At 57.5% G+C, this 12,655-nt stretch carries 10 protein-coding genes; 1 reads left to right on the plus strand and 9 read right to left on the minus strand.

Translation table 11 applies throughout. The features are described 5' to 3' along the window. Nucleotides 1-17: 17 nt before the first annotated feature. From LX12_RS15590 to LX12_RS15620, 9 genes are all read right to left on the minus strand, one after another. Complete coding sequence (locus LX12_RS15590) at nt 18-1,043, minus strand: glycoside hydrolase 5 family protein (protein WP_253655489.1); 1,026 nt, start codon at nt 1,041-1,043, stop codon at nt 18-20. 116 nt (nt 1,044-1,159) lie between these two features. Beyond that, the gene (locus LX12_RS15595; RefSeq protein WP_253655490.1) at nt 1,160-2,140 is read right to left on the minus strand and encodes a GDP-L-fucose synthase family protein; all 981 of its coding nucleotides are present in this window, start codon (nt 2,138-2,140) and stop codon (nt 1,160-1,162) included. 7 nt (nt 2,141-2,147) lie between these two features. After that, complete coding sequence (gene gmd / locus LX12_RS15600; RefSeq protein ID WP_253655491.1) at nt 2,148-3,173, minus strand: GDP-mannose 4,6-dehydratase; 1,026 nt, start codon at nt 3,171-3,173, stop codon at nt 2,148-2,150. 897 nt (nt 3,174-4,070) lie between these two features. Next, nucleotides 4,071-4,613 (minus strand): serine O-acetyltransferase, encoded by a 543-nt coding sequence (locus tag LX12_RS22355; protein ID WP_372505045.1) that lies wholly within the window; start codon nt 4,611-4,613, stop codon nt 4,071-4,073. Beyond that, nucleotides 4,610-5,386 (minus strand): glycosyltransferase, encoded by a 777-nt coding sequence (locus LX12_RS22360; RefSeq protein WP_372505046.1) that lies wholly within the window; start codon nt 5,384-5,386, stop codon nt 4,610-4,612. Before LX12_RS22360 ends, LX12_RS22355 begins: the two co-directional genes overlap by 4 nt. Then, nucleotides 5,383-6,294, minus strand: coding sequence for a glycosyltransferase family 2 protein (locus LX12_RS15610; RefSeq protein WP_253655492.1), 912 nt, complete (start codon nt 6,292-6,294; stop codon nt 5,383-5,385). The genes LX12_RS22360 and LX12_RS15610 overlap by 4 nt, the downstream gene beginning before the upstream one ends. Beyond that, on the minus strand, nt 6,291-7,151 hold the full coding sequence (locus LX12_RS22365) for a WecB/TagA/CpsF family glycosyltransferase (protein ID WP_372505048.1): 861 nt from the start codon (nt 7,149-7,151) through the stop codon (nt 6,291-6,293). The genes LX12_RS15610 and LX12_RS22365 overlap by 4 nt, the downstream gene beginning before the upstream one ends. Further along, nucleotides 7,148-8,485 (minus strand): O-antigen ligase family protein, encoded by a 1,338-nt coding sequence (locus tag LX12_RS15615; protein WP_253655493.1) that lies wholly within the window; start codon nt 8,483-8,485, stop codon nt 7,148-7,150. The genes LX12_RS22365 and LX12_RS15615 overlap by 4 nt, the downstream gene beginning before the upstream one ends. A 1,384-nt stretch (nt 8,486-9,869) precedes the next feature. Further along, nucleotides 9,870-10,568, minus strand: a complete 699-nt coding sequence (locus LX12_RS15620) for an aspartate/glutamate racemase family protein (protein WP_253655494.1) — start codon at nt 10,566-10,568, stop codon at nt 9,870-9,872. A gap of 546 nt (nt 10,569-11,114) precedes the next feature. On the opposite strand from LX12_RS15620, the gene LX12_RS15625 reads away from it, so the two are divergent. Continuing rightward, the gene (locus tag LX12_RS15625; protein WP_253655495.1) at nt 11,115-12,635 is read left to right on the plus strand and encodes a tyrosine-protein kinase domain-containing protein; all 1,521 of its coding nucleotides are present in this window, start codon (nt 11,115-11,117) and stop codon (nt 12,633-12,635) included. Nucleotides 12,636-12,655: the final 20 nt, after the last annotated feature.

Raw genomic sequence — 12,655 nt, forward strand, 5'->3', positions numbered from 1 at the left:
TCTCCTGTTCCGTGATTTCACGACGGTCCTTCCTCTGACGTCACCCATTGGAGAACTACATCCACCGCGGGCTTCGGCGTCCAGTCGAAGCGGTAGAGGCCGAAGTTCAACTCAGGGTTAGTGGGGTCGGGAGACCAATCCCTGCTCGTGTAGAGGAAGACAGGGCCCATTCCGGTTCTCGTCGCGAAGTACTTCAGGGCAGTTCCGATTCGGGCTGCTTGCTCGTCGTCCGTGACGCCGAGGGGTGCAGACCCGGTGGGTTGACCGAATTCGGTCACCCAGATGCGCAGACTCGGCCGTTTGGAGCGATCAATCACTTTTCGGATCGAGTCCACGACCTCGATGCGGCGGAGCGGATCTCGGTTCGGCGCGTCGGGAAACGAGTAGGGATGTACTGCCACCCCGTCGATGGTGTCCTCGTCGACGGACTGCAGAACTCGGTCCACGAAGGGCACGGGTGGATACGCGCCGGGGCCGGTGGTGACACCGCCCATCAGGACTTCGGTGCGCGGTGCGTTGCGGCGGATGGCCCTGCTGGCGGCTTCCAACACGCGCGCGTAGGCGACCGGGTCCGGTGATGCCCAGAAGGCGGGAGCATTCTGCTCGTTCCACACTTCCCACGCCGCGACGTCCTGTCGGAACCGGGCGGCAACGCGGCTGAAGAACCCGTCGACCGCGCCCAGCACGAGAGGTGGTGAAGCGCCGGAGTAGTTCGGCCCGGCGTACCAGGGCGGTGCCGGCCCTATGACATTCGCGAGCACTCGCAAACGGTGCTGTCGCGCCGCAGCAACCGCTTCGTCGATCCGGTTCCACGAGTAGACCCCGGGGGCTGTCTCGATCTCGTTCCAGTTCACGACGATGCGGATCCACTCTGCGCCGAGGCTCCGGATGACAGCGGCTTCTCGGTCGTATCCAGCCGGTGTCCTGTCGGCAAGGGTGGCGATGCTCGCCACTCCCAGCGGGGGGCGGTGATTTTGATCCGCGGCAGGAGCGGAGGCACACCCCGCGGTGACGATGAGTATGAGAGCGACGGGAATCGACAACCAAGCACTCGTCGACGCGCTTGTACGTCTGCGAGACAGATGACGATCCCCGCGCCAACGGTGTCGTCCCTCCCGGTGGTGATTCCCCGGTATCGAGGGAATCTTCACCGCGCGCATCACAGGTGGACTTTGTCGTCTCGCAGCGAGTCGACGTTGCTCCGATACCACTCGACCGTCGCAGCGATACCGTCCTGCAGCGAGATGGCTGGCTTCCATCCGCTGCCGAGAAGCGTGCCGACGTCGATCACTTTGCGAGGCGTCCCGTCGGGCTTTGACGTGTCCCATTCGACACCACCGGTGTATCCGACTGCGTCAGCGACCATTCCCGCGATTTCGGCAATCGTCTGGTCTTCGCCTGTGCCCACGTTGACCTGTTGGGGTCCGTCGAAGTGGTCGAGCAGATGCAGACATGCCGACGCCATGTCATCCACATGAAGGAACTCGCGCCGTGGAGTGCCGGTGCCCCAGTTCGTCACCGACGGAGCCCCTTCGAGTCGTGCAGTCTCGTAGCGACGGATGAGTGCGGGCAGAACATGGGAGGTGTCGGGGGAGAAGTTGTCACCGGGTCCGTACAAGTTCGTGGGCATCGCGGAGATCCAGGAGAGTCCGTACTGCCGGCGAACTGATTGGACGTGCAGGATCCCGGCGATCTTGGCGATCGCATACGCATCGTTGGTCGGTTCGAGCGGCCCCGTGAGCAGCGCATCCTCGCGGATCGGTTGCTCGGCGAACTTGGGGTAGATGCAGGTCGAACCCAGAAACAGCAGTCGCGGTACACGGTGCTCGAGAGCAGCGTCAAGGACGTTGACCTGGATTTGCAGGTTCTGGCTGATGAAGTCGACCGGGAAGCTGTTGTTCGCGGCGATACCGCCCACCTTCGCTGCCGCGAGGATGACCACGTCCGGCGTCGTCTCGGCGAAGAACGCGAACACCGACGCTCGGTCGGTGAGGTCCAATTCGGCGTGCGTCCGACCGATCACCGAGGTAAAGCCTGCTGAGTGTAGCGCCCGGCCGATGGCCGAGCCGACAAGCCCGCGGTGGCCGGCGAGATAGACAGTTGCCGAGCGATTGAGCGGAACTACGCTGGAGGTCGTCATCAGCCCATCACGCCCAAGCAGAAAGAGACGGCCTGTCAATCCATGGCCTTCCCTCGCACTCGAGGGCATCAATGTCAGCATCGACCATAATGCGAGCTAGCTCGGGAGCGTGCACCGTTGCCTTCCACCCGAGGTCGGCCTCGGCCCGACCGGCGTCGCCGATGAGCGAATCGACCTCGGTGGGGCGGAGATATCGATCGTCGAACCTAACGTGCTTCTCCCAGTCCAACCCGGCGTGGTCGAACGCGGTTTGCAGGAACTGTCTCACGGTGCAGGGCGTACTTGTGGCTAGTACGTAATCCTTAGGCTCGTCTGCCTGCAGCATTCGCCACATGCCTTCGACGTACTCCGGTGCGTAACCCCAGTCCCGCACTGCGTCGAGGTTTCCCATGTAGAGGAGCTTTTCTCTGCCCGCCCTAATCCGTGCGACCGCCCTGGTGATCTTGCGCGTCACGAATGTCTCACCGCGACGAGGGGACTCATGATTGAACAATATGCCGTTTACAGCGAACAGGCCGTAGGCCTCCCGATAGTTGCGTGTGACCCAGTACGAATAGACCTTCGCGGCTCCGTAGGGAGATCGCGGATAAAACAGCGTGTCCTCGTCCTGCGGCGGCGGCGATGCGCCGAACATTTCAGAACTAGAGGCTTGATAGAAGCGGCATCTGACACCCGCGACGCGAACTGCCTCCAACAAGCGGATGGAACCTATACCGGTCGTGTCGCCTGTGTGTTCCGGTTCGTCGAAGCTGACACGCACGTGCGACTGAGCAGCAAGGTTGTAGACCTCGTCGGGATCAATCTGCGACAGCAACGTCACTAGGCGAGCTCCATCGCTCAGATCGCCGTAATGGAGGAAGATGCGCGCATTGGGCTCATGAGGATCTTGATAGAGGTGGTCGATTCGCTGTGTATTAAAGGAAGACGACCTCCGGACAAGGCCGTGAACCTCGTAGCCCTTACTCAAAAGAAGTTCAGCAAGATATGAGCCATCCTGCCCAGTGATCCCTGTTATCAGCGCACGCTTACTCATCTTTTCTCCCAGTGATCAATGGATGGTTCGGCCGAGGGCGAGACCGACCCAAGAACAGTTCTATGTGTTCGTCGTTAGCTCCGGCCGTAAGATTCCGGTGCCAAAGCGCACCTCCCTGCGTCCCGGGCTGAATCTCGAACATGGTTTCCCCCGTGGCAACAGAAACTTGTCCTGCTTGTAGGGAACGATACTTCAGCCAGACGTCGTCTGCATCTGGGCACTCAACGCAGGCGCGCTCCAAATCTAGTGGACTGGGGCCCAGCGAGCCCGGCGGATACAGAATCGCGCCAACGCCCGTCAAAAAGACGTCGGCGGACGCCACCATCGGTATGGCCCTTTTCCAGGTAGAATACTCTTTAACTCGCCCGGTCGAATCCCGCTCGATTTGGTAGCCGCGCGTCCCAACCACAGAATGCGGCGAATGGCGGGACACCTCGCGGAGCTTCGTCAGCAGATCTGGTCGGTATATAACGTCGTCGTCCACCGTGATGAGATTCTTGTCTCCAATGGTTCCGTACAAAAATACTTTTTTATAAGAGCGTAGATCTGATTCTGTAAATACAACGCGAACGTCGACATGCGACTTTCGCGACACGCGTTCGAATTGTAGTGGAACGCGATCGAACTGACTTCGCGCGAGAACGATAACGATAGAGTCGGGGGGGTCGAGCTGGAGACAGATCGACTTCAAAGCGCGGACTGCAGAAGGCAGCCTTCGCGGGAATGTCGTCAAGCACACAACTGCTTTACCCTCTCCGACGCTCGTCCGACGCTTCTCTATGAGCGCTTGAATCAAGCAAAATGGAAAGGCGAATACCACCAGTAACCAAGCCGCACACTGCAAGCGATTAAGGATCTTTCGAATCAGATGGGTGCATACAAGTTTGAAATTAGAATTCACGAGGAACTGCTTCCGCCCAAAACCCGCGCAGGATTGCCTACGGCGACCGACATCTCAGGCACATCAGATAGCACCACAGAACCAGCGCCGATTGTTGAAAAAGGTCCGATTGTAACTGAACCCAATATTACAACATTTGCGCCGACGTCCACGCCATCATGGATCGTAGGGCACCCGCCCTTCGGAATCCTCGTGCCCAACGTGGTCCCGTGTCTCAAGGTTACGCCGTTGCCGACGACGCATGCTTCGTTCACCACTAAGCCAAAACCATGCGAGATGGCAAGGATATCACCTACCCGGGTCTTCACGGGTAGCTCTATCCCTAGCATCCACTCGGAAATCAACTGATAGATCAGCGTCGGACCGTATGATCGCCACTTCGGTTTCTCGTTGAAAGGATATCTCATCGCCTGCGCGAAACGAAAAAGCACGAGCAACAGTTGAATTCGCGGCTTTCGCCGATTGACCGAGACGTCCTGAAGTACGAACGCGCGCGACAATTGGGGGTCTCGAATTACAGGAAAATTATTTCCTGTCATCTGCCTCGCCCGGCTTTTGCGCGATCTCTTTGCACGGCACGATATAGTAGCCGGTCGGATATGTTAAAAAAAGGACGCATACGAGACACAATTCGAGCCGAAGTTGCCCCGAGATACCTCATCCGTATCGATTCCGCCTCTCTTCGGTCGGTATTATTGAATGTGATGCTGCTTTGATGGAGGCGAAACGATGCTAACTCGCGATCTAGATAAGAGACGCGGCCTTCTAAACGCAATCGAAGAAAAAGATCCAAGTCCATTCCGTATTTGAGAGATTCGTCGAGCTTCAACGGTCCACCGTCAGGCCGCGGACGGAATAGGGATCCGGGCTGCGGAACGATGTCTTTTCCAAACCTCGTGTATAAAATTGCGAGTCTACCCGGATGCGCCACAAACAAGGTTCGACCTGCACCGTCGATATACCGAACATTGCCGTAGCAAGCAGATGACTCAGGGTGCTCGTCGAGAAAGCGGACGGCGGCCTTTAGGCCGCCGGGAGTAAGTAAATCGTCATCGCCCAGCCAAGCGTAGTACCGCGCACTAGGAGATTCCTCCCACCCGAAGTTAATAGCTCGTGATAGGCCGGGCTCGTCAAGATGTCGTACGCTCACGTTCGCTTTACCCACAACTGACTCGGGTAACGACACCCCTGTGGGACACACGATCGAGAGCGACACTCCAACTCCTTCTTGCTCCAGTATCGAGGTGGCAGACGAGACAAGCCACTCCGGCCGGCTACCGAGAGTAGGAATTACCATCGAAACATCGATCATCGCTTGACCCTACAAGTGATTCGTCGAAAGACGAAGAAAATCAGCCCACTCAGCCCCAAAAGAACGGACCCAATGTGCGCTCGAAAAAATCCGTCCGGTCGCCATGCAAAAACGCTGAAGTCGCCGGCACCAAGTGCCTGCCGCACCATCACTGACCAGAAAAAATCAGCCCGCGGGATCGGGCCGGTCGTTTGCGCATGTTTGATAAGAAAATTGATACTCTTCTCGTATCCGCCGGATCTTGAGATGGAGGTCGCTGCGGTGTGCTGCTGATGAATCTCGACGAGAGGCCAAGCGACAAAGACCGGTCCGCCAGCCTGCGCTTCGATCCGTTGCGCCAAGTCCCAATCTTGGTGCCGTGGAAGGTTGTCGTCCCACCGAATCAAGCACGCAAGCTTTGCTTCAACCACAATACAGCTGCTCTGTAGCAGCGACTCGCCAAATCTCAAACGAGTTCTGGTTAACGCATAGGACAGAATGTCCTCGGTATCGCGAGGCAAACGATAGGGCATCACGGACGATGTTCTTCCACGATTGAAGTTGGCGCCGCATAGAGACCATCGAACACCCGAGTCTCGCATAGCTCCAATTTGAAGGGCCAGCTTGTCCGGTAGCCAAACATCGTCATCGTCGAGATATGCTACATAGTCCGACTGGACTAGTTCGAGGCCCAAATTCCGCGAAGCGGCACCTCCGACCCCGCCCACCGTGGTTATGACGGTAACTTCGCTAGACACCATCTTGCCCACGTCGGTCAGCATTTCTGGCCTGTCGAGCACTACCACCGTCCGAACAACGACTCCTTTCTGCGCTCGTGCACTATCTACCGCGCGACGCAGGGAGTCGCGTCCGACGGTGGGGATGATCGCTGTCACAGTCGGCCCGTTTTCAAGTTCATGGCCTGTCATAAGGTTCCACTTCGCGAGTACTTTCCAGACACAAAAAGGACTGCAAGGAGTAGCGGCTCGAGAAGATAACGTCGACTTAGGCGACGAGGATCATCGGCAAGCCGCCAAAGCCACTCGACACCCAGCCGTGCCAACCACCGCGGGCAGAGCGTTTGCGCTCCGGAAATCTGGTCAATCGCGCCACCTACAAGCGCAATAGTGCATTTCGGCAATTTCTCGTAGTCATTCACTACCAAACTCTCCTGGGTTGGCATGCCTAACCCGAAGAGAACTATGTCGGGGCGAAACCCCTGTAACGCGTCGTAATTCGTGGCCCGAAGCGACGCGAGATCTTCGAAGCCGTTCCAGCCTCTTACACAAGAAGACGGGCAAGCTCGCTCCAGCGCTTTCACTGCTAGCGCGTTCGAAGCTGAGCGAGCGCCTACAACCGCGATCCTAAGAGATTGCTGACGAAATCCGTCTGCCAAGAGCCAGTCGGTCGACCCGATCCGCTCAATGCGTCTGCGTAAACCCCCAATTTGAGACGCGGGCGAGTCACCGGCTGGTCCACATAGTCTGAGTCGGGCGGCGAGCCAAACGGGGAACCCGTCGGCCAGAATCAATGAAGCAAAATTCTCAATTCGAGAAAACCCGGGCACTGATTGACGAAGGTAAAGGCTATGCATGTTGTGTGAACAGATAAGTAGACGTTGGCCCGTGTTTTTCGAAATGGCTTCGACGACATCTTCGGTACCTACCGCGGACACGGAGATACCGAGCAGGGGAAGATACACCCTTGGCATTGGGAACGAGATCCAACCATCGAGCGCCGTCTTCTCCCGCGCGGCGGATTTTTCTTGATAGCGAATGGTATTCATTTCATTGCCCTCCCGCGCCCCAGCTGGTCCGGTGTCGAACTGACCTCATGCAAATTTGGCCTGTTTTTATTTTTCGCAGTTGTGGTGGCCAGCAGAACTACACCAATACCTGGCCATATTAGCCACCCTAAGTATCCGGGTGAGCGCAAGTCTAAAGTTGATTCCGTGATACCGGTGATTAGAAGTGAAACCGTCAAACCCGCACTGATCTTTTGCAGTCTTCCCGGCTGCGCCGCACGCCAAGTTATCGCCGCGAGAAGAACCACGATGGATGCCACAGCGAAAAGTCCGCCGACAGGGAAGTACGTCACAAGCAAATTGTGTCCGTGAAATGCAGTGCGGCCAAGGGGATTGTTGATTTTTGCTATGGATTCATAAAAATCGGGATTAACGCCGAAAATTTCTGCTTGTCTCCACGCCGCAAAACTTCCCGCCCAAATCCGGCCCCGGCCCGTGAAGGAGTCCGGGTCCGACTGGTTGTACACCGGGATTGTCACGACAAGCAATGCGGCAATACCGCTTCCAAGAAGCGCGGCGAATTTCACGTGACGAGCGTCCTTAATAAGTGCGAGGACGAGAACGACCGCTGACGCGGCAAGGGCGGTGCGGGATGCGGTCCAAGCTATACATACCAGGACGAACGCGGCAACGAGTAAGCAACTCAGTCGCGTCCGCATTGCAAGAACGAACGGTAAGCCCAGGGCCAAGCACAATCCCAATGTATTTGGGGATCCGAATGGTCCAGCGAGAAGGGTGTCTCCGATAAGCGCCTTGACGTCGGTCGCGCCGGTACCCCTGACGGTAAGGCCTTCGCCTGGAAAAAAGATGCCGAGTGATGCGGATGAAATTGCTGTCGTCGCAGTCAGAATCCCCAAGGTGCGGCAGAGGGAGATCGGCTGTGGCCTCCCGAGAACGAGGGCTACCCCGAAAAGGAAATAAAGCGGTAGGCCGAGACCGAGGCTAGAGGAGTGCGCGAAGGTTACCAGCAGGATTGCCACCCATGGCGCCAGGAAGACCGATAAAAGACCGATTTTGCTAACTAATCGATTCGTCTCGAGATTAAGTGCAATGACAACGAGCGAAATGAAAAGAACGATTCCGATACAGAGTGTTCGTGTCAAGCGAACCCCCGCGTTGGGTGTGCTCGAGCCGACGGTGAGAATCTGGCGTCCAGCAGGCGAGAGGCTTAACCACGCCGACCCAAATGAGTAGATCCACAGGAAGAAAGTGCTGCAGCTTACCAACTTTGTGTTCAGTGAGTAGTCGCGCGCGCCGAGCCAAATCGCTCCGCCGGCAGCGACAATGGCGACAGCAAAAATGTATGGAGCGATCATGGTATTTTTTCCGATCGAGAACCATGTGCTTCGTACTCACTCGTCTCTGCAGACTGGGGAGAAGGCGGGTGCTGGTCGTTCAGAAAAATGAATGCTAGCCCGGGAGCGGTACCGAGTACAGTGAGAGCAAGAGCGAGGGCAAGCGGAACGGCGGTGGCGCCCAGGCTTGGGCTCATCGCGGCTGTCAGTGAGACCGTTGCCAGAGCAGTAAGTGCGAGTGTTGCCGCTTGGAATCGGACAGCGCGAGCGCCCATCATTGCCATTCCGACCGGCAAATTGACCGCCACGGCAAGAACTGCCAAAGCGTACGCGATCAGTGTGCTGGTAGTGGGAACTGCCTGCCCGGCGGTCGAGATTCGTGTAACCGCGGGGCCTACAAGTATTAGTATCGCGCCCGCCGCTGTTCCGAGTGCGGCGAACGTTGCGATGACAGGCAACACTGCCCCTAAAGCGGGGGCGTCCCGACGTTCACCCCGAAGAGCGGAAAAGTGAGGCCACAGGGACTGACCGCCAGATTGCAGTACGGAGACTATCGGCGAGAACAGCTGGGACGCTGCAACTACGATCGCCACCTGGGTAACCGAAGAAAGGTGAGCAGTCAAAATCCGCCCGCATTGATAGATTAATGGCAAACAGAGTCCGATCATAAGGTTCGCTATGGCGAGCCCGCCTAATCGGGGGGCTGGTGGCGTTGTGTCGGTTTGAACGCTCACTCCAATTTCGATATCGCTGCGAAGCAATTTTCGCGCAAAAAGTATCCCAACTACGCTGAACGTCAACGTTGCCAATTGCGGGAGTGGGATTATGGCCCATAGCGGAAAGCGCAGTAACGAGAACAAGAGTACGGCGATTGCGCCGGTAAGCGCTGCAGCCGACTGCAGCAGTACTACGAATCTGTTTCGCTGTAGCCCAAGCAATATTCGGTATCCGACCCCGGTCGGTACCGCGGCGCCTACACAGCTGAAGGCCAGCGCTGCCGCCAGGTTTGTATCCGACGTGTCAATATTTAGAACAGTCGACCATCTACCCCCGACGGCAATTAACCAGCCTATGGCCACCATAGTGGTACCAATCAGGAAGAGGCGACGAAGAGTTTTCTTTATTGCTTCAAGTATCTGGGTCCTGAAGAAAGTGCGGCGAGAAGCGACAATTTCGGCAATTGCTCCGCCAAGACCAAGGTCTGTGAAAGGAAGAAGAAGGGGAATGGATAGTACAAGTCCGTATAGCGCTAGGGCCTCGGTGTGATACGCGTTAGTTAGATAATGCATTCCCGCAATGGACGCTATTGCTGTGCCTGGCAAGGTGGCCATCTTGATAGTGGCAGATAAAACAACGTCCTTTCGCGTCGCGCTACCGTTCCCGGTCAGGAGATCTCGGATTCGGGTCACTTTGCGAGCAGTCCGCTTAGTTGAGCTGCGCGTTTCAACCATCCGCCAACTTCGATGACTTTCTTGGTGTTCATATCAACGAGGCCCTGATACTTCTCGGCATTTTTTACGAGGGTGCGCACTTGGGTAAGCGGGTCTGCCCAGTCAACGTTCACGACGGGGTCGTAACCGAAGAGCTCTTGCAGCTCGGCAGGGCTGTCACCGAGCACAATGCAGCCTGCGAAAATTGACTCGAGGTAGCGTTGTGTCATCGTGTGGAATGACCCCGCAACTCGCTCGTCAGTGGTGGACCTCGTAAAGCAAACCGAAACCCTCGAGGTAGCAAGGGCGCTCGCAAATGATTGCTGGTCACGAGCAATGAGCGCGCCGCGCTGTTCTTCGACGAGGTATCGGATTTCGGGCTCAAGTGACCGTCCGGCCGCGGCGTGCCAAGTTTCATAGCGCCGTCCGAAATTGACCACCTGCGGTGGCCTACTCGCCAGGTCTCGCCCGCCAGCGAGGCGGGCGAAGTTTACGGCTTCGGGTATATGGATTACGGGGATCTCGAGCCGGCTGCGCAGTGTATCCGCAGCCTGAGAGGAGGTTACGGCTATCGCCTTTGCCCGTGCTCTCCGAAGCTCGATAACCCATTCTTCGACCGCGGGCTCCCACACGTCCCAAGCCAGCACTACCGGCGTCCCGATGACGCTGGCCATCCTAAGCTGCGCAAATTTCGGACCCATCAAGGGTAGGAAGACGTCCGCAGAAGTAGCCGGACCTATTCTCGTCAACTGTTGGATTCGAGCGAGCGCAACATCGTACGGCTTGGTCAGATGAATGCTGCGATAGTGCACGCCGAGTGTGTCGAGTCCCCACTGTGCCGCCTCAAGTGCGTCAACGACGGAGGCGTAGGAGGGCCGGCCCCAATCACGTGGCTGAAGAAGTATGGGCCGTGGGCGGCCCAAGCCTGCGTCTTGTTTCATTTCCTCGGATCCGGCGAGCCAGCCTCACTGCATCGCGCGAGACGTCCACTAAATTGGCGCCAAGTACTTGAAGATCGCAAAGAAGCTTCGCGAACCGCTAGCGTGCGAGCAAGAGAGAGTTGCCGCTTCGGTGCCAGGGCAACGATAGCCCGAATGAGCAGTATCCGCGACTTGACTCGTGCGGACTGTGCCGCGGGTGAGGTTCGACTACAGTTCTGAGCAGTTTGAGTCTTGTCCGTTGGTCAGGTGAGAGCCACGGCCTCTACGTTTGCTTCGCGAATGAGTTTTGTGAAGCACGGACTTGCGCTGCCTCTGGGCAGAATCACGGTGTTAGGAATCGATTTGGCGAAGAGCGGTCTGGTGGCGAGTGGCGACGGCGAACTTAGATCCGCGCTAGGAGCCCTAAGGTCTTGGTGGGTCTGGCTAATTGTTGCAACTCTCGTCGGCGGGGTCGCGGCCTTTGCGTATGCTCAGACGCAAGAGCGGGAGTATCGCTCGTCGGCCTCCTTGTACGTGACGTCAGGGAGCGACAACAATTCGCAGACTGCCTACCAGGGTTCATTAGCGTCGCAGCAGCGCATCAAGTCTTATCAAGACTTGGCAACGTCGGAGGCTGTCTTGGACGCGGCAAGCGCGAATCTGCGCGGCTCTGAATCGTCAGACGAGATTCGTCAGGGGCTGGTAGCCACCTCCAACGTCGACACCGTCGTCCTAAATCTGACTGTAACGCGCACGTCTCCGCAAGAGGCGGCGCGTGTCGTAAATGCTGTCGCTAACGCAATGTCGACTTACGTCCAGAAGCTCGAGACTCCCCTGCCCGGCGCGCGGCCATTGGCAAAGCTTACGGTCGTTACTCCGGGAAAGGTCGAACCAAAGGCGGTTTCTCCGCGCGTCAAACGCGACATTCTGGTTGGCGCCGTTGCGGGGCTGCTGATCGCAGCCCTGTTCGTTCTGGCCTATTCGCGACTGACCAGTCGCTTATCAGTCGAGTCTGACATTCTCGCACTCGGCCTCTCGCCAGTCATTGCGGCTGTTCCTGCCGACCCGTTGCTTAGGAAGCGGGGATTGATTAGTTTTGATGACGGTGCAAGCGCGGCCGCTGAAGCGTATCGGAAACTGCGCACAAATCTGACATTTGCTAACGTCGACCACCCACCCAGGTCTATCCTTGTGACTAGCGCGGTGGCAATTGAGGGTAAGACAACAACTGCCATGAATCTTGCCGGGGCGTTGGTGGAGACGGGTAGTCGTGTGGTCTTGGTAGACGCCGATCTTCGGCGGCCCCAAGTAAATGCCAGGACAGGTCTAGTTGGTGATGTGGGGTTTACAAATTTCTTGCGTGGAGATGCGGCATTGAATGATTTAGTGCAACCCACCCAAGTTGAGGGCCTCTGGGTTCTTGCGTCGGGTCCGAGGCCGCCGAATCCTGCTGAGCTAGTAGCGTCTAAGAGGGCTGAGCAGGCTGTAGCGGAGCTCAGTGAATCTTTCGATTACGTGATTATCGACTCACCGCCGGTTTTGCCCGTAACCGACGCAGTGGTCCTGTCTCAATGGGTGGACGGGGTGCTACTTGTGGTGCGCTCGGGAAGTTCTAAGGCCGCAGACCTCGGAGACGCGCACGAGCAGGTCTCAAGCAGCCACACTCCAGTCATTGGGTTCGTGCTCACCGGAACGCCGGCGGTGAAGGGTCGCTACGGGTACTACGGTATTAGCCCGAAGCGCAAACGGTCCTTTATGCGGGCTGGCCGCCCGAAAGCTATAGAGCAGGTGCTTGAGCCGAAGCGCACGTCGAAGCACTGAGGTCTACTAGCGTGCCGGGG

Source organism: Williamsia serinedens, from assembly GCF_024171725.1.
GTDB classification, from domain to species: domain Bacteria; phylum Actinomycetota; class Actinomycetes; order Mycobacteriales; family Mycobacteriaceae; genus Williamsia_A; species Williamsia_A serinedens.